General features: G+C 59.0%; 20 protein-coding genes and 2 pseudogenes. 7 read left to right on the top strand and 15 right to left on the bottom strand.

What is annotated here, in order from left to right; genetic code table 11:
• The first annotated feature begins 138 nt into the window (after nucleotides 1-138).
• Nucleotides 139-1326, top strand: a complete 1188-nt coding sequence (glf, locus tag QFZ36_RS05150; RefSeq protein ID WP_306634441.1) for a UDP-galactopyranose mutase — start codon at nucleotides 139-141, stop codon at nucleotides 1324-1326.
• Nucleotides 1323-3293 (top strand): glycosyltransferase, encoded by a 1971-nt coding sequence (locus tag QFZ36_RS05145; protein WP_306634439.1) that lies wholly within the window; start codon nucleotides 1323-1325, stop codon nucleotides 3291-3293. The genes glf and QFZ36_RS05145 overlap by 4 nt, the downstream gene beginning before the upstream one ends.
• Before the next feature lie 79 nt (nucleotides 3294-3372).
• On the opposite strand, the pseudogene QFZ36_RS05140 reads toward QFZ36_RS05145, so the two are convergent.
• Together QFZ36_RS05140 and QFZ36_RS05135 are read right to left on the bottom strand one after the other, a co-directional pair.
• Nucleotides 3373-4268, bottom strand: a pseudogene (locus QFZ36_RS05140) (IS982 family transposase).
• 84 nt (nucleotides 4269-4352) lie between these two features.
• Entirely contained in the window at nucleotides 4353-5894 is a 1542-nt protein-coding gene (locus QFZ36_RS05135) for a DUF2142 domain-containing protein (RefSeq protein WP_306634437.1), read from the bottom strand.
• A 77-nt stretch (nucleotides 5895-5971) separates the two neighbouring features.
• Between QFZ36_RS05135 and QFZ36_RS05130 the strand changes: the two genes are divergently transcribed.
• The 3 genes from QFZ36_RS05130 (at nucleotide 5972) to QFZ36_RS20920 (ending at nucleotide 7816) form a co-directional block, all read left to right on the top strand.
• Complete coding sequence (locus QFZ36_RS05130) at nucleotides 5972-6448, top strand: GtrA family protein (RefSeq protein WP_306634435.1); 477 nt, start codon at nucleotides 5972-5974, stop codon at nucleotides 6446-6448.
• Nucleotides 6449-6661: 213 nt separating this feature from the next.
• On the top strand, nucleotides 6662-6889 hold the full coding sequence (locus QFZ36_RS05125; protein WP_306634434.1) for a hypothetical protein: 228 nt from the start codon (nucleotides 6662-6664) through the stop codon (nucleotides 6887-6889).
• A gap of 672 nt (nucleotides 6890-7561) precedes the next feature.
• Complete coding sequence (locus QFZ36_RS20920; protein ID WP_373427020.1) at nucleotides 7562-7816, top strand: transposase; 255 nt, start codon at nucleotides 7562-7564, stop codon at nucleotides 7814-7816.
• A gap of 399 nt (nucleotides 7817-8215) precedes the next feature.
• Here the strand turns inward: QFZ36_RS20920 and QFZ36_RS05120 are convergent, their stop codons facing one another.
• From QFZ36_RS05120 to QFZ36_RS05090, 7 genes are all read right to left on the bottom strand, one after another.
• Complete coding sequence (locus tag QFZ36_RS05120) at nucleotides 8216-9862, bottom strand: DUF2142 domain-containing protein (protein ID WP_306634432.1); 1647 nt, start codon at nucleotides 9860-9862, stop codon at nucleotides 8216-8218.
• Nucleotides 9859-10926 carry a substrate-binding domain-containing protein gene (locus tag QFZ36_RS05115; protein ID WP_306634430.1) on the bottom strand — a complete coding sequence of 356 codons (1068 nt, stop codon included), beginning with the start codon at nucleotides 10924-10926 and terminating at the stop codon, nucleotides 9859-9861. The genes QFZ36_RS05120 and QFZ36_RS05115 overlap by 4 nt, the downstream gene beginning before the upstream one ends.
• A 67-nt stretch (nucleotides 10927-10993) precedes the next feature.
• Complete coding sequence (locus QFZ36_RS05110; RefSeq protein WP_306634428.1) at nucleotides 10994-12967, bottom strand: DUF6541 family protein; 1974 nt, start codon at nucleotides 12965-12967, stop codon at nucleotides 10994-10996.
• Nucleotides 12964-14196 carry a lipopolysaccharide biosynthesis protein gene (locus QFZ36_RS05105; protein ID WP_306634426.1) on the bottom strand — a complete coding sequence of 411 codons (1233 nt, stop codon included), beginning with the start codon at nucleotides 14194-14196 and terminating at the stop codon, nucleotides 12964-12966. Before QFZ36_RS05105 ends, QFZ36_RS05110 begins: the two co-directional genes overlap by 4 nt.
• 33 nt (nucleotides 14197-14229) lie before the next feature.
• Nucleotides 14230-15273 carry a hypothetical protein gene (locus tag QFZ36_RS05100; protein ID WP_306634423.1) on the bottom strand — a complete coding sequence of 348 codons (1044 nt, stop codon included), beginning with the start codon at nucleotides 15271-15273 and terminating at the stop codon, nucleotides 14230-14232.
• Between the two features lie 39 nt (nucleotides 15274-15312).
• Nucleotides 15313-16251 (bottom strand): glycosyltransferase, encoded by a 939-nt coding sequence (locus tag QFZ36_RS05095; RefSeq protein ID WP_306634421.1) that lies wholly within the window; start codon nucleotides 16249-16251, stop codon nucleotides 15313-15315.
• Nucleotides 16248-17006, bottom strand: coding sequence for a glycosyltransferase (locus tag QFZ36_RS05090; protein WP_306634419.1), 759 nt, complete (start codon nucleotides 17004-17006; stop codon nucleotides 16248-16250). Before QFZ36_RS05090 ends, QFZ36_RS05095 begins: the two co-directional genes overlap by 4 nt.
• A gap of 170 nt (nucleotides 17007-17176) precedes the next feature.
• On the opposite strand from QFZ36_RS05090, the gene QFZ36_RS05085 reads away from it, so the two are divergent.
• Nucleotides 17177-18058 (top strand): glycosyltransferase family 2 protein, encoded by an 882-nt coding sequence (locus QFZ36_RS05085; RefSeq protein ID WP_306634417.1) that lies wholly within the window; start codon nucleotides 17177-17179, stop codon nucleotides 18056-18058.
• A gap of 81 nt (nucleotides 18059-18139) precedes the next feature.
• Here QFZ36_RS05085 and QFZ36_RS05080 read toward each other — a convergent pair whose 3' ends face one another.
• Genes QFZ36_RS05080 through rfbB form a run of 4 tightly spaced genes read right to left on the bottom strand, consistent with a single transcriptional unit; the run spans nucleotide 18140 to nucleotide 21688 of the window.
• Nucleotides 18140-18523, bottom strand: coding sequence for a DUF2304 domain-containing protein (locus tag QFZ36_RS05080; RefSeq protein WP_306634415.1), 384 nt, complete (start codon nucleotides 18521-18523; stop codon nucleotides 18140-18142).
• Nucleotides 18524-18533: 10 nt separating this feature from the next.
• Entirely contained in the window at nucleotides 18534-19265 is a 732-nt protein-coding gene (locus QFZ36_RS05075) for a glycosyltransferase family 2 protein (protein ID WP_373427019.1), read from the bottom strand.
• Entirely contained in the window at nucleotides 19262-20686 is a 1425-nt protein-coding gene (locus QFZ36_RS05070) for a bifunctional dTDP-4-dehydrorhamnose 3,5-epimerase family protein/NAD(P)-dependent oxidoreductase (protein ID WP_306634413.1), read from the bottom strand. Before QFZ36_RS05070 ends, QFZ36_RS05075 begins: the two co-directional genes overlap by 4 nt.
• Before the next feature lie 3 nt (nucleotides 20687-20689).
• Nucleotides 20690-21688: a dTDP-glucose 4,6-dehydratase gene (gene rfbB / locus QFZ36_RS05065; protein WP_306634411.1), complete on the bottom strand. Its 999-nt coding sequence runs from the start codon at nucleotides 21686-21688 to the stop codon at nucleotides 20690-20692.
• Nucleotides 21689-21744: 56 nt separating this feature from the next.
• Between rfbB and rfbA the strand changes: the two genes are divergently transcribed.
• On the top strand, nucleotides 21745-22614 hold the full coding sequence (rfbA, locus tag QFZ36_RS05060) for a glucose-1-phosphate thymidylyltransferase RfbA (protein ID WP_306639106.1): 870 nt from the start codon (nucleotides 21745-21747) through the stop codon (nucleotides 22612-22614).
• Nucleotides 22615-22705: 91 nt separating this feature from the next.
• Here rfbA and QFZ36_RS05055 read toward each other — a convergent pair.
• Both QFZ36_RS05055 and QFZ36_RS05050 read right to left on the bottom strand, forming a co-directional pair.
• Nucleotides 22706-23510: pseudogene (locus QFZ36_RS05055) on the bottom strand (IS982 family transposase).
• Nucleotides 23511-23638: 128 nt separating this feature from the next.
• Nucleotides 23639-25915: a GH25 family lysozyme gene (locus tag QFZ36_RS05050; protein WP_306634410.1), complete on the bottom strand. Its 2277-nt coding sequence runs from the start codon at nucleotides 25913-25915 to the stop codon at nucleotides 23639-23641.
• Between the last annotated feature and the right edge of the window lie 2 nt (nucleotides 25916-25917).

Raw genomic sequence — 25917 nt, 5'->3', positions numbered from 1 at the left:
TTGCTGTGGCGTAAAGACGGACCTTCTGGGTGGGCAGGGGCTGTGGCCCGATTAGACGTGCGCCGCGATGCCTCGGGTAGGCTAGAGCAGCAGACAATGCGCACCATTGCGCTGCCCGCATTCAAACCAGGAGATTTTGTGACCGCTGACCTTGTCATCGTAGGGTCCGGCTTTTTTGGCCTGACAATCGCAGAACAGGCCGCTACTGAGCTCGGCTTGAAGGTGGTTGTCATCGACCGCCGCCACCACATCGGGGGCAATGCCTACAGCGAAAAGGAAGAGCAGACCGGTATTGAGATCCACCGGTACGGCGCCCACCTTTTCCACACCTCCAACGAGCGGGTGTGGGAGTACGTCAACAGGTTCACCACCTTCACCAACTACGTGCACAAGGTCTACGGTGTGCACAAGGGCGAGGTTTATTCCCTGCCGATCAACCTGGCGACCATCAACCAGTTCTTCCGTGCCAACCTCACGCCCGGCGAGGCGAGGGACCTCATCCAGGAGCAGGCGGGCGAACTCGCAGGAACTGATCCCCAGAACCTCAATGACAAGGGCATCCAGCTGATCGGCCGCCCCCTGTACGAGGCATTCATCAAGCACTACACCGGCAAGCAGTGGCAGACGGACCCTAAGGACCTGCCCGCCGGCATCATCTCGCGGCTTCCCGTGCGCTACAACTACGACAACCGCTACTTCAATGACAAGTACGAAGGCCTGCCCACCAACGGCTACACGGCCTGGATCGAAAAGATGGCAGAGCACCCCAACATAGAGGTGCGGCTGAACACTGACTTCTTCGACGAGTCGCATGAATACAGCAAGAACAAGGTTGTCGGAAATATCCCGGTGGTCTACACGGGACCGGTGGACCGGTACTTCGACTACGCCGAGGGTGACCTTTCTTGGCGAACGATTGACTTCGAAGAAGAAATCCTCAGCGTGGGTGACTTCCAAGGCACGTCAGTGGTCAACTACAACGACGCCGAAGTGCCCTACACCCGCGTCATTGAGCCGCGCCACTTCCACCCGGAGCGCGAGTACCAGACGGAAAAGACCGTCATTATGCGTGAGTTTTCGCGTTTCGCCGAGAAGGGTGACGAGCCCTATTACCCGGTCAATGCGACGGCGGACCGGGAACGGCTGCTCAAATACCGTGACCTCGCGGCGGCGGAGAACGACGTCCTGTTCGGTGGCCGGCTGGGAACCTACAAATACCTGGACATGCACATGGCTATCGGCTCGGCCCTCAGTATGTTCGACAACAAGATCCGGCCGCACTTCGAAAGCGGCGTAAAGCTGGAAAGCGGAGGCGTGGACGCATGAGCGACTCGCCGGGCTGGGCGACACTCCAGCGGGTTATATTCCCGCCGGAGTCCGGAGTTGACACAATGTCGCTCTACGCGGACCCCGGCCCGGCGGCAGGCATACGTTTCCGGGAAAGCGATGAGTCTGCGCGGAATCCCAAACGCGAAGAGGAAAAGCTGCATCTTGTGGGCTCCAGTCAACGGGAGGTCCACTTCGACGACTTGTTGTCCCGTTTTTCCATGAGGGTGCGCTCAGGGGAGCAAATCTCGCTGGGGACCTATTTCAACGCGTTCCCGGCAAGTTACTGGCGCAGATGGACACATCTCCGTGAGGTTCGCCTGGTCGTTGAGACCTCCGGCCACGGTTCCATCACCGTCTACAAATCAAACGCGCGCGGCACCATTCAACGTGTTGATGGTGCGCGGGTTGACGGCGACGCAAGAACTGAATTCAACCTTTCCATCAAACCGTTTGGGGACGGCGGATGGTATTGGTTCGATCTGGCCTCAAGCCGGGGTGACCTTATTCTTGGTGAGGCCCGCTGGGAGGGGGCGCCGGCGGAGCGGCCCTTTGAATCAGTGACCATTCAGATCACCACAATGAACAAACCGGATTTCTGCCTTGCCAACGTCCGGGCTCTGGCAGAACATCCGGAAGCGCTTGAAGCGGCCCGGGAAGTGTTGATCGTTGATCAGGGCACTCAAAAGGTTGCCGACCAACCCGGCTTTGCGGAAGTCGCGGCCCTCATCGGACCCAAACTTAGAGTGATCAACCAAGCGAACCTCGGTGGTTCGGGAGGATTCGCCCGGGGAATGTATGAAGCCGTCGAAAACGGCAGCGACTACGTTTTGCTTCTGGATGACGACGTTGTGATGGAGCCCGAAAGCGTCCTGCGCATGATGGCTTTCTCCGGCCGGTGCCGGAAGCCCACGATTGTGGGTGGACACATGTTTGACCTGTACAGCCGCAGTACTTTGTATTCCATGGGCGAGACGATTGATTCTCGGCGGTTCTCCCCAAGCCAGCCGCATCAGGACATGCAGATGCGGCACGATTTCAGTGTGTCGAACCTCCGGCAGACCCCATGGCTGCACAGGCGCGTCGACGTCGATTACAACGGCTGGTGGATGTGCCTCATTCCCACGTCTGTCATACGCGACATTGGCCTTCCATTGCCCTTGTTCATTAAATGGGACGACTCGGAATACGGTTTGAGGGCCCGCGCAGCCGGTTATCGGACTGTGTCCTTGCCTGGGGCGGCACTCTGGCACATCTCATGGATCGATAAAGACGACCTGGTCGGCTGGCAGGCATATTTTCATAACCGCAACCGCCTGATAACTGCCCTCCTGCACAGCCCCCATCCAAAAGGCGGCTCCGTGCTGCGGGAATCTTTCCAGGAAGACGTCAAACACCTCGTTTCGCTTCAGTACTTCACTGCGCAGAACCGGCTGACGGCGAGGTCCGACCTGATGACAGGTCCAAGCCATCTGCACCCGTCCCTTGCCTCCAAGCTGGCAAGCATCAACAAGCTGCGGGAGTCCTTTCCCGATGCACAGCTGCATGAAGACATAGACGATTTCCCTGCGCCTTCCCTGGGGGCGGGACTTTCGAGGCAGACCGACAGCCAGATGCCGGCCAAAAAGGACATGGTCAAGTGGGGCCTGGCAACGGTGGCCCGGCAGCTGCTAAGGCAGCCATCCGTTGCCTCGCTTGAGCGCCCACAGGCTTACCTTGCCCACGTGGACAACCGCTGGTTCCGCACGGCACAGTTCGACTCCGTCGTGGTTTCCAATGCCGAGGGGACAGCCGCCTCATGGTACAAGCGTGATCCTAAAAAGCTGAAGGCCATGCTGAGCGAATCGGCCCTTCAGCACGCCGGGCTGTATAAGAATTGGGACGCGCTGGCCGAAGATTACCGGTCGGCACTCCCGGATTTGGTCTCAATGGAGGCTTGGCGCGGAAGCTTCGGACTGGGTCGCTGAACCCTAGCGGCCTCGAGACGCGAAGTACCTTGCGCCATAGGCACTTCGCGTCTCACTAGATGATTAAGTCCTATTGGATTTAGTGGTCGTAGGCGACCAGGGAGCGTTTGCGGGGCGCGCCGGTGAGCCAGTTGTGCCAGATGCCGGCGGCGAGGGCCAGGAGCCGTGCAGCGACGCGTGCTTTGACGCCTTCAAGGTGCGCCCACCGTGTTCTTCGAGGGTGAGTTGGCCTTTGAGGGCGTCAAAGACTGATTCGATCCATTGCTGGATGCCGCCGAGTTTGCCGAAGCGTGGCTTCTCGTCCTTGCGGTCGGGTCTGATGAGGTGGGCGCCGAGGTCCTCGGTGATGAACCGTTCAAAATCCTTGCCGGCGAAGCCTTTGTCGCCCAAGATGACCTGGCCGGCGCGGACGAGATGATGGTCCTTTTCCAGGAGGGCCTGGGTGACCTCGCGTTCCCCGACTTTCGGGTTCGCCAGGCCCCAGATGACCGGCATTCCTTCAGGGGTAATGATCAGGTACAGGCGGAAGCCCCAGAAAAACGCGAGTGCGACGCGCAATAGCCGTAGCCGGCATGCCCGGCAAGATCGCTGCGTTTGACGGTCTCCCGTGACATCCCGCAGGGCAGCGGGGACGAATCGACCAGTCGAAGTACGTCATGCCAGGACGGGGTGTCCTTGGCCAGGGCCGTGATGGTCGCGGAGATCAGCGTCCCGGCGGCCCGGAGGCGTTTGTTGTAGCCGGATTGCTGCGGGATGCCGGGGAACATCCCGGTCAGGTGCGTCCGGGCATATCTGATCCACCTGGTTTCGGAGGAGTATCCGAGCAGTTGCTGTGCCACCGCCAGGCAGAGCAGCTCCGGATAGCCCGGGCTTGCGCCCGGGCCGCCGGTCCCGGGACACGCCAAGATCAGGCCGGACACGGTCGGTGAGAAGGACATAGAGTGTGGTCAGGAGAGTGTTTAGTTCGGGGTTCACATACCGGGTTTAACACTCTCCGCCTTACTTTAAAAGCCTCCCCACCGTCCCGGGCATTAGGAATTACTCATCCAGAGGCCGTATTCAAGCGGCGGCCTGGGTCCCTCTGACCGTCAGCAGTCGGTAAAGACAGACGCCCGCAACCGAGAGGACCAAAACGTATGCGACTGTTAGACCTTGCCAGGAAAATGGCGGTTGCCACTGAGGCTCGAACATCTCGCCCCAGTTGATATACAGACCGTGAATGCCTACGGTGTAGCGTCGGAGGCCTTCAAGGAAGACGTATAGGTGGGCAAGGACTCCGAGTATAACGCCCCATCGGATAGCAGACTTCCGCCAAGGCGTAATCCTGAATGGCCGGAATCTTGCCGCTACACCTGCAGCCAGAAGCATGGTAAGCACCATCGCTAGGGCGTATCGGCCCTGCCAAATCCATCCAAGTTTCTCGCTTGAGGATGCCTGCAACACCGTCGGGACCGCGATCACTGCGATCACCATCAGTAACATGACCCATCGTGCACGAACGGGGCGGGCTGTAAAAGCCAGGAAAAGCAAAACCCCGAACCCAAGCACCCACGCGTAAAGCGTTCCCGCAGGCGGCATGGTGTCGAGCCAACCCAGCACCCCGACGTACTCGACCATGAATCCTATTGATTTGTCCAGCATAGCCAGTGCCGCCTGGTCACCTGGCATTGGTGGGCCAGCCAGAAGGCTGTCAAAACTCTTCGCAGAAACGATCCACCACAAGGCAAAGAGACATGACAGGAAAACTGATCCGAGGGCTGTGACGAACCGCCAATCCTTGAGGGCCCGGAGGAGAGCAGGGAATCCGTAGCAGAGTAGTGCGGCCAGGGCCGCCAGGCACAGCCACACAAGCGCCAACGGCCGGGTGTTGGCAAGTAGCATCCCGGACAATGCGCCGGTGGCCACGTTCAGGGTGTGAATTCTGATTTTGCCGGCTGACTGCTCGAAGATGGCACACAAGTTCATGAAAAGCGCGGCGGTGGCGCCTATCTCGATGGCGTTGGGATTTATGGAGCCGGCCAAAAACAGGACTGCGGGGGTTAGTGATACCCCCACAGCTATGACTGGCAGCTGGAATCTACGCAGCGACGATGCCGCGCTTACGACGGATGCCAGGAAGAAGGCAGTTACCCACGTACTAATAAGCCGCATCGCATACAGGGCCGGCTCTCCACTTAGTCCACGGCTGCCGATGCCTACAATGCCGTAGTAAACGGGGTTGTAGTTACCCGCGGAGGTCTTTGCTGTAGTCCAACCACGGTCTGAAGCGTCGATGGTCGGCGAACAGGCAGGGGTGATGTCTGAATGCTGAGCGAAGCAACTGTACCTGTGAAGTTGTGCGATGAAACCTGGCACCTGGACCGATAAAGGCTCCCCCTGTATTCCGGAGCTGGTTCCGCTTAGCTGTCCGCGAGCGACCGCAGCGGCCTTAACTGTGTGGGCAGGCTCGTCCGGTATGGACATCAACGGCGATGCGAAACACCATATGGTGCCGGCCGCGCCGATGAGAAGCCAGGCAAGGAAAAGGACACGTAGCTGTCCAGGACGAACACGGACAGCCTGGAGGCTGGGTGCTGGCCTGAGGAGTAGGGAAGTTCGCATGATAGTTTTAACCTTACTTGGAGGTCGGCTGCTGATTGTCGGGATTCTCCGTTTCGTCCGGGAGAGGACCACCACAAATGCCGAGTTCACCGTTGCGTGCGTCAGAACCACGCGAGGATGAGGAGCCTAACTACCCGCGGGCACGGGCATGGGTGCGCTGGATCGTTGCATCTTCAGTGGTCAGGTTCCTCGTCGTCGGGGGCCTCTCTTTTGCCTTGGATCTGGGCCTTCTTGTCTTCCTCCACGAGTTTCTTGGGGTCGAGCTCTGGATTGCAACACCAGTTGCTTTTGTCGTCAGCCTTATCTTCAATTTCTTGCTCCAGCGCATTTTTACCTTCCAGGCGACCAACAACCGCGGCATTAGCGCGATGAAATATGTCCTGTTGGTAGTCGTAAACATTCTGGTGAGCGACGTTATCGTGACAGGCTTTGACACGTTGGGGTGGTCGTACATGGTGGGCAAGGCGACTTCAACTATCCTGACCACGGTCTGGAACTATTTTCTTTACCGTCACTGGATTTTCAAGAGCAGCGAAAGCTCCAGAAAGTCTTAATTGGACCGTCTTGGCAAACCCGAAGATGTACCTCAACGAAAACAGCAGTCGTTTGCGATAGCGGATAACAGGCTCATCGCAGATGGCCATGGTTAGAGCTGTCTAAGGCGCGCCCGCGCGGCGTGCTGCTGGCGTGGGCCGGATGGAAAGAGGTCAGGGCCTCTTGGATTGGTAGCTACCAAGCAAAACCAATACCCAAAAGAAACCCCTGACATGAATAACTCTAGGTCTTGTTCCGGTGGCCGCTGGTGCACGCGCGCCGATACTCTCCTCCTTGTCGAGGGCATCCACCTTCGCTCCGTCACGGCAACCGAGGCCGGCATGGTTCTGGGCGTCGAGACCGGGGACTTCGCCGGAGTGCCGGAGTCGCCGCGGTCGGCCACGGACTCCGGCAGGCCCGGCGTCATGACATTGCCTGTTTCGGTAGGCCGGTGCGGCTGATGTGGGCCAAGCGGGTATGGTGGCGCGGGACCCGGACTGCCCGGGGAAACACCATCAGTGAGGAGCATCCGCTGGCTGGACCGCGGGGGAAACCGACCGCCAGGGCAGTCGGGCGGGCGACCGAGGCGCTGCAGCGTCTCGACACCTCGGACTCAGCCCTGGCGCACCAGTTCTGCGTTTCCTGGCACAATGTCTGGGACGCATCAAGGCAGAGGCCACGAGACGCATCGGCATCACGGGCGGCGTGTCAGGGTGAATGCGCTCGGCGTCGACGAGATGTCTCGTCGCACATCGTCACGCCGGGATCAAAACGGCGGCACTGGATCCCTTCCCCGGGTACGCGAACGCGATCCGCGACGAACTGCCCGAAGCCATCACTGTTCAGGACGCCTTTCGTCGTCAAGCGAGGTTCAGCCATGGTCGATGAAGTCCGCCGCAGGGTTCAGCAGTGTCAGCGATGTGCCACCGGCCGCAAGGGAGATCCGCTCTACGGCATCCGCAGGCCGCTGCAGATCGACACGGCGCCGACGCCTCACCGACAAACAATCCGCCCGGCTGGACGCGAAACTCACCTTGGGGACCCCGACTACGAAGTCACCCTCGCCTGGCAGTGCTACCAGAAGCTCCGCCACATCTACCACGCTAGAGCGGAACGTGGCCGAGACCTCGTGAATGAAGTCATCGCCTCGTTCTCGACATGCCGATCCCGGAAGTCGCCTCCTTTGCCGCACACTCAAGCAATGGAAGAGCGCGATCTTGGCCTATTTCGACACGAAAGGCGCCTCGAATAGATCCACAGGAGCAATCAACGGAGTCATCGAAACTACCCGCAGAATCGCCCGTGGCTACCGCAGCTTCCCCAACCACAGAATCAGCTGCCTGCTCGCAGCTAGCGGTCACCGGCCCCTACCGGATCAAAATCGATGAACCATGCCTTAACCCGAAGGCCCAGATAACAAGTCCACCGACCGTGCAGCTTGCTGCTTCAGGTAGTCCCGAGACGGCAATGCCCGACGAGAACGATTCCTTCAGCGGGCCAGCCAACTACGTTTCTATGAGCGAGTGATTCGCGAGGCTTAGAGGAGCTGGGCCGTGTTTCAGTGTGGCGGCCAGAGGGCGACAGGCATCTGGTTGGCCCAAAGTCGCCCGAGACCCTAAACCAGTCTGCACACCGGGGATTCGGCGCAAAAGCAGTTGCTTGTGGCGTCGTTTGCCCGTGGTACTCCCCGGGTTTCACCCTGCACGGCCAAGGGCGGCGAGCGCGGACCGTCAACCCTGAAACGAGGAAGCCCTCTCCGCATGTCCAGCCCACTTGTGATGGGCAAATCAGGCAGTGTTCGCGCGGACGTCCGAATCAACCGGCTCGGCGGCAGTCCGAGCCGCGACCTGGTCGACGGTGACACTGGCAAGGGCTGGCAGCGACTTCCGTCGTCTAAAGAGGCTGTGCCCAGGGTAGAGGTAACGGAACAATATCTCCACGCCCGCAGCCGTAGCGGCAAGGTAGAGCACGGTCAACACCAGCCAGCCGAAGGGTGGTTGCCAATCCGGGGACGAAAACAAAGTCTGCCAGTTCGCGGACTCGCTGATGCCCACCACGTAGCGCCGAAGAACATATACGAACGCCAGCGTATGGCATCCGCCTATAAGCCAGAATACCGTGCGCGCTATATTTGCAGCTGGGTCACTATTCGCGAAACGGAGTCGTCGGAGGCCAAGCCCAACGGTAATGAATACGACAACGACTAGCGGCAATGTGTATCGACCTTGCCAGATGAATCCCATGGAGCGCCACAGTGCAGTTTGTAACAGCGCCGGCACGATATACAACAATACCAATGCCACCCAGTAGCCAGTCCAGCTGCGGAGGGGCCGGATACAGAAAGGAACAACGAGCGCCGCGACCATGAGGGCGCCCCACACCAACATGACGAGCTCAGGCACAGGCGTGTCCAGCCAACCCATTACACCTATGTATTGGGGAAAGAAATCGTAGGTACGGTCCAGCATGATCATGAAGGCGCGATACAGGGGAGCATCGGGGTGCGGACTGGCGATGCCGTCGGGCGCTACTCCGACATTTGCTGGTCCGTGGGCAGCGATCCACGTCCAGTAAAGACCAAGTAGGGTTCCTGGAACGGCTAGCGCCACGGCAATGAGGACTCGCCGGTCGTAGAACACCTGAAGGGTGCGCCGGAAAGTAAAGGAGCACATTCCGGCGACAAGGGCGCACAGGAGCCATACCAGCGATATCTGGCGGGCGTTTGCTAAGACAACCGTGGAGGCTGCAACTGACGCAAGCGCAGGAATTACGAGCTTGGTATTTCGCCAGTTGTCCAGAACCACCACGAATCCGGAGAAAGCGGCCATGGTGGCTGCAATCTCGATTGAATTCGGATTGATGCCGCCACCCAGGAACAGGACCATTGGCGTGGTGGCGAGCGCAGCTGACGCTACGGCATATTGGGGCCGTCTCAACTCGGTCAACGCCGTGAAGCCCGCGGCGAAGAAGGCGGCGCAAAACAATGCGCTGATAAGCCGCATTGCATAGATTGCGGGCGCGCCTGAAATGACTAATGTCGGAAGCCCTACCAGCCAGTAGTACATGGGATTGTACGATGCGGCGGAGGTAACGCCGATGTTCATGTAGGTATCATCCGCGTAGACCAGTGGGGCACAGTCCGCGGCCTGCCCTCGATTGAACTTGTAGCAGCCCTGACCGTGCAGGTTGGCGATGTAGTCGGGAACTTTGACATGGACGCCGTGGCCGAATGAAGTGCCTTCCTCAACCAAGACCTGGCCACGTACAACCGCGGCAGCTTTGATAGTGTGCGCTGGCTCATCTGGAAAGCCCATGAGGGGCGTCGCGGCAGACCACAAACCCAAGAGCACAGCGAACAAGCCGGTCAGAAGCGCGAACGTCCGAAGGGGCTTTGGAAGTGACGGGCCTTTTGCCGGCGGACTGGTAATGCTCATCGTGCGTCTCCGATTGTGCGTACGAGCGCTAGGCCCTCATTGATGGCCCTCTTGCTCGGGGACATGACAAAGGAATAGGAATTGGCGTCTTTCTGAGCTTTCTCACCAAGCAGTGTTTCGCCAAAAGACCGGGCCAGGCGGTCAAGGGGTTCCTCAATGTACTGCTTGCAGACATTCACGTAGATCACCGTCGCTAATCCATAGCCCGCACTGTAGTCCAAGTCTTGGACAACGGATCGCGGCATTGCCGTCACCTCACCTGCGGCGACTGCGTCCACAACTGATGCTGCGTCCATCTTTCGGGCGTGCCCGTCAAAAATCAGCTGAGTGGCGACGAAACGGTTACCGATGATGCTTCCGTCGAGGACGGCCATGCCGCCCTCCGTGTCGTCCAGTTTGTTTGCTAGGTCGCGTGGCTGGGAACCAGTCAGTCCCTTAACATCTGTAGGCCACCGGTCCGGCTGGGGAGGGCTCCAGGACGCACCCAACGACTTCGCCAGGTAAGTGTTGACCGCGCGCGTTGTTTCCGATGGCCCCTCTTCGGCAAGTACTTCAATCTTCCGGTCTGGCAGAGATTGCTCAGCGTTCAACGCGGCGATCTGCGGGTCGTTCCAACGGTCTACATGGCCGCGTAAGATTGCCGCCAAGGTCGGGGCATCGAGCACAAGGTCGTTGATTCCGTCGATTTTGACCGCGACCCCTACCGGGAGGACGCCGGCAACGAGGGACAGGGCTCCAGCTGAAGTGCAAAGACCTGTGATGGTTGCTGTTTCGGTGTCGGGTAGAGGTTTTCCGCTTGCGGTAAAATGAGCTTGACCGTCACGGAAGGCCTTCAGCCCGGCGCTGGCTCCATCGGGGGAGTAGCTGACGGACGCGCCCTTGACTTGGTTGCTCCACGAGACGCTCCACGCGCTGACGGCCCCCTGAGCAGATTGGCCGCCTATTCCAGTAAGAGCACCCTGAACTACGCCATTCGGAGAATGAGAGCACCCTGACAGGGAGAGCATGCCCGTTAACGCCGCCGCAACGTAGAGTCTGACACTTCGCCTAGAAACAGAAATCACCACTCCAGACTAGTGCCACGCTGCCATACCGCCCGACACGAACACGTAACGGTGGCTACTCCCGTTTTTATCTGCACGAAGTGATCCGGTAGAGCTTGGCATCGGGTCCTTCCGAATCCAACAATTCAAAGCCGGCGGCGTTGCCAATGTCCGTAACACCAGGGAAATCCCTGGATCCGTCCAGGTCAATCATGTACTTGCTACCGAAGTCCAAAACAAACTCCACTTTCGTGCGACGAAGGGCATCGCACACCCCAGGATCAGTGGGTTCGTACTTCAGCCGTTCGTTGATGAGTTCACGAAGTCCGTCCTTGCCGGCGAAAAGGTGCGGGGTTAACACTCGTCGCCCGGCATACGCATAGGCCAAAGAGCTCCCATTCCATGGGTTATCGGCAATAACGGAGTCAGGCGGAACATGATCAGCGACACGTGCCAGCAGGGCGCGTTCTTCCGCGGTTAGCATGTCCGAATGGGTGTCAAACCTATAAACCGCCGAGGCCCCGGAAATGTAATGCGATGTGGGTCCCACGAATGTTGCCAACAAGGCCACCACTACGACGACTGACGCCGCCACAAAGGAAGGACCTCGTCCACGCACTGAGGCAAAGCGTCGCTCAAGAGCGGATGTAACCCTGACAGCCGTCCGGGACTTGCAGCTCATATCCCAAAAGTGAAGTCCGCCAACGACTGACAGGGGTGTTGCGAACAATGGCAGAAGGGCTGCCAGCCGATACGTGTCCTGATACCAGGTGCCAACGAGTGCGTCCCGAATTGCGCCTGTGGGAGCCGCTGCGGCTATGACGTAAAGTGCAGCAACTACGGCGTACGAAGCGGCCAGCAACAAGTGTCTGCGGTAGCGGATTACAACGTACAGGCCGCTAACGGAAAGCACAGATACGACGACGGCGGGTATCGCCAGCTGCATGGGACTTACTGTTAGTACTTCCCCTACCGCAGCCCCGGGCTTCACCGTCGGACCCCAATTGTCGTAGGGGGCCGGCCGAAGTTTGAGCCAGGACACGGCTGCCAGGCCGAGCGTGAAGAGCGTGGTCAATGCGAATAAACTGTGACGGAGTCCCGGAGACCGCCAAGGGGCCAGAAACCTGACCCGTTGCCACCACAGGAAAAGCAATATCGGCGTGGCGATGGCCAGGAGAGTATTGATAGAACTCGTGTGTGCGAAGGCGAGCCCGCCTACGGCGAGAGCGAGGGTGGCAGCACCGGCCACGCGGGTTTCACCGTGGGTGCGGCTTAGGCCGCACAGCGCCAAGACGGCCACAGTCGCGGCAGGCAGCATGCTGACCGCCAACGCGTAGGGAAACAGGGGACCCCAGACAATCATCAGATATGGGAAGGCCACTTGGGCGCTGGCGACAATTGATGTGAGAACCAGGGCTGCTGGTCTCCGAGAGATGGTGGAAGTAACCAGATACAGGCACGATACCGGCCAGATGACGGCAGCGATAACCAGATTTACCGCGTTCTGGGCAGTTGGGATGTCAGTGCCTGTTAACTGCACAAGAAGGGCGGCCACGGAGTGCCACGCCGCGGGGTATACAGCGTCCAGACCGGTAACGCCCTGGAGCGAAGCCAGTGTCAAGGACGACGCGTTTCCGGTATCGAGGATGAAGCGAATTGCATTGAGATGGAATACGTTGTCGAATACTTGTGCCGGGTTGCCCGGCGAACCGACCAACTGCGTGAATCTCCACGTAATGCAGGCGACGGCGATGGTCACGGCAAGGTACGGTAGCCATCCCCGCCCTGATACTTTTGCCACCGGCCACGCTGTGCGGCGCGTGATGAGAAGGGAAAGTCCGGCCAAGACTGCACAAATGACGAGGTACGGAAGGATGCTCCAAGGGACTTTCAGCAGGCCGGCAAGCGTCCCGGCAAGGCCTGCGGCCGCCGTAGAGTTCAGTGGTGCCATTCCGATCACAGATACCGGCCTGAATTTCAAGCATGAGGCAATCGCGGCGCCGGGCACATAGATCAAGAGCACGGCCAGAAGGACCACTGGCAGAAAGCCGAGCCACGTCATGAGGCGGCCTGCTTCGACGCGCTATCCGATTCAGGCTCCCTAAGCAGATGCAAAACGACGCGCATTTGGATCGCGGTGACGACAATTTCGCCGAGGGCGAGCCCGAGTGCGCCGCCTTGGCCACCGAACAGACCCGTCAGGATGATCATGGCTGGCACCCCCACTACGGCGCCGGAAACGGTGCTGGACAACACTGTTCGCATGCGTTTTGCGGGAACCAGCCAGTGGGCGCCGGTCGAGCTCGTAACACAGACCAAAAGAAACGACAGCCCAAACCAGAAGCAGGTCCAGAAATCGGCGGTCAGCGCCTCGCTGAAAAGCAGCGCCGTTGCCCAAGGGCCGGCAACAGCGAGCAACAGCCACCCCATCAGTCCAAGCCCGGATAGTGCAATTAGGGAGTACTTCCTGCGGCGGGCGTGGTCGCCGGCAAAGTCGCTCACCCAGCCCTGCAGGCTGTTTCCGAGAGCTGCTGTGGCAAGGAGGCCGATGCGATACAACTTTTCTGCCGAGACAAACGCCGCCAACCCCCCGGAGGCGGCCATGAATTGGACAATGATGATAGGCGTAGAGGCATAAGAGCCAGCAGCCAGAGTGACTCCTGCACCAGTGCGAAGAGCCCAGATCTCGCGGATAATACGGGCAATAGAAAGGCCTTGAAAATCGTCCCTTTGTGTGTGGTGCGCGTTGAAGAACAGCGTCCCGGTTAGGCCCAGCACCAATAGAGCCGCCGGGTAGACGACTACATGCCCGGTGGCCAGAAGGAAGGGGATTACACCAAGGGTTGCGACCATGCGGGGAATGACGTCATACTTGGCGATCCTCCCTGGCTGGCCGGTCGCAATGCAATACCACGCAGGCGTCAGGCCGGAAGCCGCCTGAGCGCAGGCCATAAGGAAGGCTAGCCAGAAGTTGGCGGGATTCCCTGCCAAGGTGAGGGCAACAAACATCAGCGGGATGGTGCCGAGCAGTGCCAGTGAGCGTGTTGCAAAACTTACGGCGTAGTGACGGCGTCGGACGGTTTCATCCGACGAGGATGCAACGGCGGCCGGCCCAGTCAGGGACCAGCCAAGACCTACGACGATCGCGGCGATGGCTCCTATAGCTTGGCCGAGCGCGAGTGCGGTCCATACCGGCGCCCCGCCTACCCTGGCAACGATTGGAAGCAGGATGAAGGATGCCAGCGACGATAGAAGCGGTAATCCCGCAAACGCGGCTATCCTCTTGATCATGCTGTTAATAGTCCTGTCTGAGGACTACGCAGATTACATGTAGTCATATGCATCCTTGCCGAGCCGGTTATTGACAAAGATGTCCGTCACTTCCCTACGGAAGCGGTCCCGCTCGGCCAGAATGGCAGAACGATAGGAATCCTGCTTACGGATCTCCTCCGGGAGGTTGTCCATCAGCCGGGGGAGTGCGGCGGCAGTAGCAGCCACTTCCTGTTCGTCCGGCATGATTTTGTGCTCCCACGGAATCGGGACGTCAGCGAAATAAGCTCCTGAACCGCGGCGCGCAACAAGTGCCAACGCACCGGACAGTGCAGCTTCACGAGGCATCCTGTCCTTGCCGGGGTGATGCCCTAGATCCAGGTAGACGCCACACGTCTGCAGGGCGTCGACTACTTCTGAACGCGTCATGCCTTGGATCGGCAACCATTCAATAGCAGGGTCGCAAACCTTCTTTACGGCATCGATGATGTGTGCTCCCTTTGCTGGGTTATAGGTCACCAGTCGAGGGTTACGTTTTGCTCCATCCGCTGGAGCGAATTCACCCTGCGGAGTGAAATCCGAAAGCAGTGAAGGGACGGTGTTAAGCCGGCTGGCGACAAAGGACCAAGCATACGAGGACTGCACCAAGTGCACGATGTCACGTCGCTGCCGCATTTGGAACGGGGCGTCCCGGTGCTTCAGCATACGCAGGAACGGCACCCAGGTTGCTCGAATCTTTGTTGCCAGTCCTCCGGGGGTTCGCTGCCAGAGCCGCTCACCCATGAAAGGCAGGGCATTGTCGACGCTCAACCACCAGATCATCTTTTTGGCGTGCTTGTAAGCGAACACGTCCTCAATGAAAGTTTCCGGCACGACCACGACGTTGCCCGGTATGTCTTCGATGGCGTCGGCTTCCGGCGCGTCATATATGGAGTACTCGGCAACGCGGGGTGTCGCAGCGGTGGTGTAGTGAGGCACAAGAAATGCGTCTTGCCCTAACTCACGGAGCGTTGACACCAGCTGGTGCAACGCTTCCGGGCCCCCGGTGCGCAGACCGCGGTGGTAGAGGACAAAAATCTTGCGTGCGTTGTTGCTCACGGTACTCTCTCGATCTTCAATGGCTGATCTGGCACGGGTTCAGCGTAAACGGGCGGCAAGGGCGTCATCGATCTTACCCATGCGGCCTCTCAGGGCATCCTTGGCTCCGGCGATGGCCGCAATGAGATGCTTTCGTCTGTTGGGCCCGTAAACGAAACGGACGATGTGGCTCTGGACTTCCATGTACAAGCGACGAAGTACCCATGCCGGTTGCCGTCGGCCGAACCGCCGGGCCATGACCAATGAATTGCGGGTTATGTAATAAACGCGGAACGGAGGGTGGTAGTAGACGTTCAGCTTTTTCTGCCCAACGCGGACTCGCCACCCAAAGATTTTCATGGGCCTGGCATTACCCAGGCTGTGCTTGAGGTCGCAGCCACGACCGGCCAGCGACCGGAAGCCATGGTCACGAAGCCGTGCGTTGAATTCCGTGTCGACGCAATCGATAAAGAAGTCGTCATCGAAGTAACCGACGGAATCGAAGACATGAGAACGGACCAGGCTGCCGCTCGTCATGGGATCGAAGACTTCCGGCTCTCCGGTACCTCCCAGTGTGGGAAGCGGCGTCCCATTGTGGGACTCGGCGCAGACCATGCCCACTGTTTCCGGGCGAGAAGAGGAACAGGCGGTTGCCAGCGCGGCGCGGATGTAATTACCCGAGAATCGGGAATCCTGGTCCATGGTGACGACCCATTCAGGGTTCCAGCGTTCGCGTGCTGCTTTGATCCCCGTATTGAGCGCCTTCGCGATTCCGGAGTTTGTGTCCAAGCGGATGACGACTGCCCCCAGTTCCTCGAAGGCGGACATCATGTCAGTGACGTCACCGGGGGAGCCGTCATCGACTATGACAACCTTGCTGACATAGCGGAGCAGCCACTTCACATTCTCGACGTTTTCCGGACCGGGATTGAAAGCGGACACAACGGCGCAGACTTCCGAGTTTTGCTGGAGGCGTGCAGACACTTCGTTGGCTGTCATGCTGCCCTTGCCGCCCGGCGTGCCCGACGCACCGCTTCGAAGACATTCCGGATAAACGCCACGCGGGCGCGAATTATTTTGGACGCCGAGCGGATCCCGAGCGGCGTGAGATTCTCTCCGTGCAGGCGGTGAAGAATGGTGTCTGCTTCGAAGTAGGCGATGGAACGGTTGACGTTACCCACCATGGCGATCCACTGGTCATGCGACTCGGCCATGTGCTGCGGGAACGGCAGGATCTGGTTGAGAATCCGGTTGCGGACAGCCATTGCGCAGCCCCAGTGCAGACGGTATCCCACGACTATGCCGATGACGTTTCGCACGGAGTGTTCGGAGTCCTTTGCCCGGAGACGGAGTTCGTGGAACTTGCCAAGGGCACCGTCAAAGTGCTTGCAGTTGCTCGCGACCATGTCTTTGCCGTTCATAGCGGAAATCATGGCTTCAACACGGCCGGAGATCCATATGTCGTCCTGGTCGGAGAGGAACACGAACTCCCCGTGGGCTTCGCTCAACGCCCTTTCGAACGTGCGGACATACCCGGCATTTACGGCCGCTTGGAAGATCCGGACGCGGTCATCCTGAATGCTGCGTACTACTTCAACGGTGTCGTCAGTGGATTTGTCGTCTACCACAATCAGTTCGTCGTGGGTATCCAACTCCGAAAGGATGGACTTGATCTGTTCTTCGATGTGGGTGGCACCGTTGTAGGCAGCCAGGCACACACTCACACGGGGAGTCACGCCGGGATTGGGGTCCATCAGGATTGCTTTCTATTCGGGCCCCCGTTATGCGCCGGCGGGGCGGGGCCGGTCCCTCAGCAGTCTAGCAAGGCAGGCGAATCGAACTGGACGCGGGACGGTCACCTATAATCGAGGGGACTCAGCCGCCGAGTTCTTCGGGCGGAAACTACGGAAGGAACCTCAGGTCCATGACCGTTGACATAATGTTGCCCTACTACGGCGATGTCGATCAGATGAAACTCGCCGCGCGCAGCGTGATGAATCAGGAGAACCAGGACTGGCGCCTGGTTGTCATTGATGACGGGTACCCGGACCCGGAGCCCGAGCGGTGGTTCTCGACCATTACCGACTCGCGCGTGACCTACTTGAAGAATGAGCAGAACCTTGGCGCGAATGGCAACTACCGCAAGGCACTGACACTTGTGGAGGCTCCGTACGTCGTCATCATGGGCGCCGATGACATCATGCTCCCCAATTATCTTGACATGGTGGTCAGCGCTTTCGCGGAGTACCCCAAAGCAGATGTTATTCAACCCGGCGTGCAGGTCATCGACGAGCAGGGAATCGCCTGCACGCCGCTTGTGGATGCTGTGAAAAAGGCTTACGCGCCCAAAACTACCGGGCGTATCGAACTAAAGGGCGAGGCCATGGCCACAAGTCTGATCCGGGCGGATTGGGCGTACTTCCCGTCCCTCGCGTGGCGCTCTGAGACAGTCAAACGCATCGGTTTTACCGAAGGTCTGGACGTCGTCCAGGACCTCGCCCTTTTGCTGGACATTGCAGCGGAAAACGGTTCGATGATTGTTGATCCTGTGTTGGCCTTCCTCTACCGCAGGCACTCGGCATCGGACTCCTCAGTGCGTGCCTTGGACGGCAGGCGCTTTGATGAAGAGCGACGCTTTTTTCAGCAGCAGTCAGAGCGGTTCAGCCGCCTGGGTTGGAAAGGGACGGCGCGGGCCGCAAGTTTTCATACGACCTCTCGGCTCAATGCTGCATCCCTAATTCTGAAGTCGGTGAAAAGAGGCAAATTTGAATCGCTGCCCCGGCTCGCAAAGCATCTGGTCAGCTAGGCCAAGCAAGACGAAAAAAGGACGCCCCTTGGGGCGTCCTTTTTTCGTTCGAATCGAAGTGTCCGTGTTGGCCGGAGCGCTCTAGCGGCCCGCTTCGGGATCGGTGCCCGTAGGTCCTACCTCGAGGCGGTCTCGCAGGGTGGCCAGATCAGCTCTCAGTAGCGCCACCTCTTCGCACAGTATCCTGACCTCGTCTTCAGCCTGGGACTGCTCCCGCGAGAGATGGAGGCAGACCCCCACCAAGAGGACCAAGGTCATGATGAAAAGCAGGTTCGCAGGAACCTGAATCCCGAGGAACCCGCTCGCATTCTCCAAAAGCGAAGGGAAAGCCGAAAGAAGCAGAGTGCCGATGCCGATCACTATCCACAGAACAGCGTATTTCTCACGCAATTTCTGCCGGCGGAGCATCTCGAACACAAAGAAGAGGATCGCCACAACGACGATGGAGCCCATAAGGAGCGACATGTTTGGATTCCTAGTTGGTGGACGGCTCGGTCTTTTTTCGCGTCAGGGCGAACAGCAATGCCATTCCTGAGCGTCCGAGATATATGGCGGCTTTCATCGGATCGTGGCTCGGTGTGCCACCTTGGCGGGCACGCATGGACACCGAGACCTGTCTGACGGTACAGCCGGAGCGTATGGCGACAACCAGCGAGTCAATCGTGTCGCCCAGATACTCAGCCGGATAGTGATCGACGTACTGGCGGATCGCTTTCATGTTTGCGGCGCGGAAGCCAGAAGTGACATCAGTCAAGGTGGTACCTGCAACCTTGGAAATGGTCCAGGCCAACACTTTCATGGCCCATTTTCTCGGGCCCCGCACTGTGTAATTCCCCTTATCGGCGAACCGCGCACCAATGGCAATATCCGCCTGCTGGAGGCCGTCCAACACTGCTTTGATGTCCCTGGGATCGTGTTGCCCGTCGGCGTCGACCTGGATTACCTGGCTGTAGCCATGATTCTTAGCGTACTTGAAGCCCGTGCGCATTGCGCCTCCAACGCCCATATTAAAGGGCAGTTGGAGCACAGTTGCTCCCGCTTCACGCGCCACCTCAGCGGTGTTATCACGGGACCCGTCGTCGACGACCAGAACATCACAGGACGGGCCGAACTCAAATACCTCTCGAATAGTGTTTCCGATGGATTCGGACTCGTTCCACGCGGGCATGATAACAAGCGTGTCAGGGGTACGAGCGTGCACCGTCACTTTTTGTTCAGTCCGTTCTTTATGTAGGACTCCAAACGGACAGCCGACAGCGGCGGCTCATATCCGGTGGCCTTGATTTTGGTGAGATTCAGCACGCTGTTCAGCGGTCGTGGCGCCGCCTCTTTCCCCTTGAAGTACTCAGCGGTGGTTACTCCGGTAACGGCAGCCCGGCCCTTGCCCGACAACTCATACACGTCTGCAGCGAGGTCTGCCCACGACTGCGCTTTGCCGTCGCTGCTCAGGTTGTACGTCCCATACTCCGCGCGGGACTCGAGCAGGTGCCGGATACCGGCCGCAATATCCTCGGTGAAGCTCAGCCGGCCGACTTGATCGTTGACCACTGAGGGCTCAATGCCACGGTCAGCAAGGGACGCCATGGTGCGCACAAAGTTGTTGCCTTCACCGATGACCCAACTGGTGCGCACGATGTAGTGTCGGGGGACGACGTCGACGATCGCGTCGCCAGCCGCTTTGGTCTGGCCGTACACGCCCAGCGGCGTAAATGGTTCATCCTCGTCGTGGGTGTCACGGTCGCCGTCGAAGACATAGTCCGAGGAGACGTGAACCAGCGTGAGGTCATGCTCGACGGCGGTCCTAGCCAGCCGCGAGACGGCTGTGACGTTCACGGCCCAAGCCTCGGCGCGCCCCCGCGGCGTCTCAGCGGCATCAACGGCGGTATAAGCCGCCGCGTTGATGATCGTGGAGTAGGTCTTCCAATTCCGCGCCGTGAAGGAAGCTGTGCTGTCCAGATCAAATTCCGCACGCCCGGCGAACTCGACCGACGCGACGCCTTCGTACAGGTCACGCAGCGCTTTGCCCAACTGCCCGTTGGCGCCCACAACCAAGATCTTTTTGGTCGGCATAGGCACTACATCGACCAAGGACGGGTGCGCCTTGTCCTTGTCCGATAGCTCGGCCTGACTTAGGGGAATGGGCCATTGAATGGCCGCGCTCTCATCCGCGAGGTTCAGGAAGGTGTACTGGCCTTGGGCGTCCGCTGACCAGTGGTCGTTTACAAGGTACGTGTAAGCAGTGTTGTCCTCGAGAGTCTGGAAGGCGTTGCCGACCCCGCGCGGGATGAAAATTGCCTGGCTCGCGTCAAGTTCCGCAGTGAAGACAGCACCGAAGGAAGGACCCTCGCGAAGATCAACCCAGGCACCGAAAATTTTGCCGGTGGCAACAGAGATGAACTTGTCCCAGGGCTCGGCGTGTATGCCGCGGGTTGTTCCTGCCTTCTCGTTGAACGAAATGTTGTTTTGGACCGGGTGGAAGTCGGGCAGCCCGAGGGCGACCATTTTCTCGCGCTGCCAGTTCTCCTTGAACCAGCCACGGTTGTCCCCATGAACCGGCAGATCGTAGACAACGACGCCGGGGATCGGTGTTTCGTGGGCAGCAAGATTTTTTGAAAACTCTAGAGACATGGACTACTGGCCCTGTTCCTTGTATTTGGCTTCCGTAGCTGCCTTTTGCGGGCGCCACCAGTCCTCATTGTCGCGGTACCAGTCGATGGTGTCTTCGATGCCAGCGCCGAAGTTGGAGAACTTAGGTTCCCAGCCCAGCTCACCACGGAGTTTTGAGGAGTCGATAGCGTACCGCAGGTCGTGTCCGGCCCGGTCCACCACGTGGTCGTAGGCGTCGGGGGACCGGCCCATGTGCTTGAGGATTAGTTCGACGACGTCCTTGTTGTTCTTCTCCCCGTCCGCGCCGATCAGGTAGGTCTCCCCGATTTTGCCCTTGGCGATGATGGTGAGGACTGCTGAAGAATGGTCATTGGCGTGGATCCAGTCACGGACGTTTTCACCCTTGCCGTAAAGCTTGGGTCGGATCCCGTCGATGACGTTCGTGATCTGGCGGGGAATGAACTTCTCCACGTGCTGGTAGGGGCCGTAGTTGTTGGAGCAGTTACTGATAGTGGCCTGCAGCCCAAAAGACCGCACCCAGGCGCGGACCAGCAGGTCCGAGCCCGCCTTGGTGGACGAGTACGGGCTTGAGGGGTTGTACGGGGTCTGCTCGGTAAACCGCTTCGGGTCATCCAGTGCGAGATCCCCGTAGACCTCGTCGGTGGAAATGTGGTGGAAACGCTTGTTGTGCTTTCGGGCAGCCTCGATCAGTGTGTAGGTGCCGATGATGTTGGTATCCAGGAACGGGCGGGGGTCATGCAGGGAGTTGTCATTGTGCGACTCGGCCGCGTAATGGACCACGACGTCGGTTTCGGCAACCAGCGCGTCGACGAGATCGGCTTCGGCGATGTCACCCTCTACAAAGGAAAACCGATCCTCGGGCAATCCCTTCAGCGATTCGAGGTTTCCTGCGTAGGTCAGCTTGTCCAGCACGGTCACGTGGTCATCGGTGTTATCAAGTACGTAGTGGACGAAGTTGGAACCGATGAACCCGGCGCCGCCGGTAACAAGAAGTCGCTGCATAATTTCCTAGACTACCGGATTTGCCGCCGCAGATAGTGGAGGGAAAGATGGGGGACATGCGCGGAATAATACTCGCCGGCGGTACCGGCTCCAGGCTCCACCCCATCACGCTTGGCGTCAGCAAGCAGTTGGTCCCAGTCTATGACAAGCCCATGATCTACTACCCGCTCTCCACGCTGATCCTGGCCGGAATCCGGGACATCCTCATTATCACTACGCCTCATGACGCTGATCAGTTCGAGCGTCTGTTGGGTGACGGGTCACGTTTTGGCGTTTCGATTACCTATAAGCAGCAGCCGTCGCCTGACGGGCTGGCTCAGGCATTCGTGCTGGGTGCCGACCACGTTGGTGACGATAGCGTCGCACTCGTCCTGGGTGACAACATATTCTACGGTCAGGGGATGGGTACGCAGTTGCGTCGTTTCGAGAATATCGATGGGGGAGCGGTCTTCGGGTATTGGGTCGCGAACCCTAAGGCCTACGGCGTCGTGGAGTTCGACTCCGTTGGCAAGGCGATTTCGCTTGAGGAAAAGCCAGAAAAACCAAAGAGCCACTATGCGGTCCCCGGTCTCTACTTCTACGACAACGACGTTGTGGAGATCTCTCGTAACCTAGAGCCTTCGGCCCGGGGTGAACTGGAGATAACTGATGTAAACCGGATCTACCTTGAGAAAGGAAAGCTGCAGGTGGAAATCCTGCCGAGGGGAACAGCTTGGCTCGATACCGGTACCTTCAATGACTTGAACGATGCCGCAAACTTTGTGCGGACTACTGAGACGCGCCAAGGCCTGAAAATTGGAGCTCCGGAAGAAATCGCGTGGCGCCAGGGCTTTTTGACTGATGACGATTTACGAGTACGTGCCGAGGGTCTGGTCAAAAGCGGGTATGGTTCATATCTCTTACAGCTGTTGGACTTCGGCCGCTAGTGAGGGAGCAAGTCTGGTGGCCCTTGCAGGCCGTCCCCAAGACTAGGGGCGCATCCGTGATGAGCCCCTAGGTTAGTAAGTCCTATCGGTTTCAGTGGTCGTAGGCGACCACGGAGCACTTGTGGGGCGCGTTGATGCGCCAGTTATGCCAGATGCTGGCAGCGAGGGCAAGTATCCTCGCGGCCCCTCGGGTGTAGACCCCGGCCAGGGTCCGTCCGCCGTGATCTTCGAGGTCGAGTTGGCCTTAGAGGGTGTGGGAGACGGAATTCGATCCATTGCCGGATGCCGCCGAATTTACGCTTCGAATTCGCGCCCGGCGAACCCCTTGTCGCCGAGGATCACCCGCCCCGGATGAGGTGGTGGTCATGCTCCAGGAGCGCTTGGGTGGCCCCGCGTTCACCGATCTTGGGATTGGCCAGGCCCCAGATCACGGGCATACCGTCGGATGTGCTGATCAGGTACGGCCCGAAGCCTCAGAAGAACCGGGAGTGGGAGGCCCAGTAGCGGTAGCCGGCGAGCCAAAGGTCGGAACGTTTGACGGTTTTCCCGGGACATTCCGCAGGGAACGGGGGTGAAGTCGACCAGGTGCAGGACCTCGTGCCAGGACGGGGTGTCCCGTGCCAGAGCGGTGGTTGCTGCGGCGATGAACGAGCCGGCGGCCCGGACGGGTTGTCTAGCCGGATTGGTGTGGGATGCCGGGGAACGTCTCGGACAGGTGGATCCGGGGAGTACCGGATCCACCTGCTCACGGAGGAGAAGCCGAGAAGGTGTTGTGGGCGACGGCAAGGCAGTGCAGTTCGGCGTCGCTCAAAACCGGTTCCGGCCTGGGCGGCGACCCGGGACGTGCCAAGGTCCGGCAGGACATGGTCATCCAAATAGACGTACAGTGTGGTCAGGAGTGTTTAGCTGAGTGTTCACAGACCCGGCTTGACACTCTCCCCCTTACTTTCAGGAGCTCCCGCGCCCCGCAAGGCACTAGGACTTACTCATCTAGTAGCGGGAGGGCTTGCGGCTAGCCGCAAGACTAAAAGCTCACAGCAAAGGCGCGGCCCAAGTAGCCCTCCGTAGGCCGCATTCCCGTCCCGGCGTAGAGCCATAGAGACCCATCGGTGCGTCTGGCGACGAGGTCAGGATAACTGTCGGAATTCAAGTTTGCCGCTGCGACCGTCGCGTCGTATGTCGTCCACTCCGTGCTGATCCTTCGTGCGGCGCCGGGGTAACCGCTCCCGTTGCCAGTGTAGAACCACACGGTCCCGTCAGGCCTTCGCGCGAGCAGATCGTTCTTGCCATCGTTGTTGACGTCGCCCGGTCCAGTGAGTCCGTCAAATACCTCCCAGCCGAACTCCCCGACCTTTATTGCTCCCTGATACCCGCTATTGCTGGCGTCAACCCGTCCTGTGCCCGCGTAGAGCCATAAGGACCCATCACTTTTTCTGCCGAGAATGTCGTTCTTGCCGTCCCCGTTGTAGTCACCCACGCCTGTCAGTGCTGTGTATACTTCCCAGCCGAAGTCACCAATCCGTATTGGGGCGGCGTAGCCGTTGCTGGTTGCGCCGACTGTACCAGTGCCAGGGTAGATCCATAGGCTTCCGTCGTTGCCCCGCGCCACCAGATCAGGCTTCCCATCCCCACTGAAGTCTCCCACGCTAATCAGGGTGTTGAAGATCTGCCAGCCAAAGTCTCCAATTCGTTTAGCTGGTCCATAAGATCCCACGCCGGTGCCGGGGTAAAACCAGAGCGTGCCGTCTGGCTTCCGTGCCAGTAGGTCCGCCTTGGCATCTCCGTTGAAATCTTTAGTCCCCACCAACGAATCGAAGGCCTCCCAGCCAAATTCGCCGATCTTTCGTGGAGCCTCATAGCCGAGATCCTTCATCGCAGTTCCCGCATAGAAATACACGGCTCCTCCAGGATCTTGGCCGACAAAATCAGCCGTATTATCGCCATTGACGTCGCCGGTGCCTACTACGGCGTCGTAGATCTCCCACCCGGTGCCAATCTGGCGGCCGTTGGCCAAGATGGCTCTTCCGGTGTTGGAGTACAGCCACAGGGTTCCGTCTGGCTTCCGGCCAGCGAGGTCGTTTGTACCATCGCCGTCGAAATCTCTAATGGAAATCAGCTGATCGAAAATTTGCCAGCCAAAATCAATCTTGCGTGATGCTCCCGGCCTGCCCGTTGCCGTGCCGGAGTAGAGATAAAGATCCCCATTTGGAACACGCGACAAGAGGTCAGGCTTTCGATCACCGTCAAAGTCTCCGACGCCCAGGATGCTGTCAAACGCTTCCCACCCAAAATCGCCCACTCTGACTCCGCCAAGGTAACCCACTGAGGAGGCGGAGACAGTACCTGTTCCCGCGTAGAACCAAAGGGATCCCTCGATCTTTCTGGCTATGAGGTCGCCTTTACCGTCACCGTTGAAGTCCCCAACGCCAACGATGCGGTCGTATGCGTCCCAGCCGAATTCACCAATCTTGCGACCAGCACCAAACTTTCCTGTACCGTCGCCGGCGTAGAGCCAAAGCGTGCCATCACGTTCTCGTTTGATGAGATCTGACTTGCTGTCCCCGTCGAAGTCTCCAGGTGATACAAGTTTCCGAGTGCGATCGGTGGGCACGGGCGGCGGGGTGCCGTTTGCGAAGCGCTGAAGCGAAGCGTAATCGCCGTTCCAGACATTGGAGTCGCCCGCGAAAGGCCCGGTGCTGCTGTACTGCCAAATGCTATAACTGCTCCAGCTTCCGGTTGGCACAGCCCCTGCATCATTTGTTGCGGATTTCGGGTAGGACGCTACCCAGAGCGGATACTCCCCGAAATCTGCTGGATTGCCCACGCATTGATTCCACCAGTATGTGTTCGTATAGATAACCGGGAGACGCCCGGTCAGCGACCGCATTGTGTTACCGAAATCTCGGACCCACGAACTCAGCTGCGATGGCGACATATCGTAGCAGGTATTACCTGGAGTCCAGCCGGGGAAATCCGTCCGACCTTCGTAGGGATTGAATTCGAAATCCAGTACAGGCGGCATTGTGTAGTCGTCAGCCGACCAGCCACCACCGTTCTTCACAAAGTAACGGGCCTGATCTGCTCCTGATGACCAGTTGGGAATGGCGAAGTGGTAGGCGCCGCGAACCATCCCTACGCTGCGGGATCCCTGATACTGCGAGTTGTACGAGGGGTTCGTGTAATAGTTGCCCTCACTGGCCTTGATGTAGGCGAACCGTGCTCCCATATTCCACTGCTGCTGCCAGTCCATGCTCGTCTGATGACCGCTGACATCCAATCCCTGAATACCGAAAGTGGGCATCC

Source organism: Pseudarthrobacter siccitolerans, assembly GCF_030823375.1.
GTDB classification, from domain to species: Bacteria; Actinomycetota; Actinomycetes; order Actinomycetales; family Micrococcaceae; genus Arthrobacter; species Arthrobacter siccitolerans_A.
Note: the sequence above shows the minus strand (reverse complement) of the source record. Positions and strands in the feature narration are given on the sequence as shown.

Excerpts from the sequence above, each read along its gene's own strand:
- QFZ36_RS05095 (WP_306634421.1), bottom strand. The coding sequence starts at position 16,251 with ATGACAGCCAACGAAGTGTCTGCACGCCTCCAGCAAAACTCGGAAGTC.
- QFZ36_RS05085 (WP_306634417.1), top strand. The coding sequence starts at position 17,177 with ATGACCGTTGACATAATGTTGCCCTACTACGGCGATGTCGATCAGATG.
- QFZ36_RS05105 (WP_306634426.1), bottom strand. The coding sequence starts at position 14,196 with ATGATCAAGAGGATAGCCGCGTTTGCGGGATTACCGCTTCTATCGTCG.
- QFZ36_RS05090 (WP_306634419.1), bottom strand. The coding sequence starts at position 17,006 with ATGGACCCCAATCCCGGCGTGACTCCCCGTGTGAGTGTGTGCCTGGCT.
- QFZ36_RS05120 (WP_306634432.1), bottom strand. The coding sequence starts at position 9,862 with ATGAGCATTACCAGTCCGCCGGCAAAAGGCCCGTCACTTCCAAAGCCC.
- QFZ36_RS05080 (WP_306634415.1), bottom strand. The coding sequence starts at position 18,523 with ATGTCGCTCCTTATGGGCTCCATCGTCGTTGTGGCGATCCTCTTCTTT.
- rfbA (WP_306639106.1), top strand. The coding sequence starts at position 21,745 with ATGCGCGGAATAATACTCGCCGGCGGTACCGGCTCCAGGCTCCACCCC.
- rfbB (WP_306634411.1), bottom strand. The coding sequence starts at position 21,688 with ATGCAGCGACTTCTTGTTACCGGCGGCGCCGGGTTCATCGGTTCCAAC.
- QFZ36_RS20920 (WP_373427020.1), top strand. The coding sequence starts at position 7,562 with ATGAAGTCATCGCCTCGTTCTCGACATGCCGATCCCGGAAGTCGCCTC.
- QFZ36_RS05135 (WP_306634437.1), bottom strand. The coding sequence starts at position 5,894 with ATGCGAACTTCCCTACTCCTCAGGCCAGCACCCAGCCTCCAGGCTGTC.
- QFZ36_RS05145 (WP_306634439.1), top strand. The coding sequence starts at position 1,323 with ATGAGCGACTCGCCGGGCTGGGCGACACTCCAGCGGGTTATATTCCCG.
- QFZ36_RS05110 (WP_306634428.1), bottom strand. The coding sequence starts at position 12,967 with ATGACGTGGCTCGGCTTTCTGCCAGTGGTCCTTCTGGCCGTGCTCTTG.
- QFZ36_RS05125 (WP_306634434.1), top strand. The coding sequence starts at position 6,662 with ATGAATAACTCTAGGTCTTGTTCCGGTGGCCGCTGGTGCACGCGCGCC.
- QFZ36_RS05050 (WP_306634410.1), bottom strand. The coding sequence starts at position 25,915 with ATGCCCACTTTCGGTATTCAGGGATTGGATGTCAGCGGTCATCAGACG.
- QFZ36_RS05070 (WP_306634413.1), bottom strand. The coding sequence starts at position 20,686 with ATGTCTCTAGAGTTTTCAAAAAATCTTGCTGCCCACGAAACACCGATC.
- QFZ36_RS05130 (WP_306634435.1), top strand. The coding sequence starts at position 5,972 with ATGCCGAGTTCACCGTTGCGTGCGTCAGAACCACGCGAGGATGAGGAG.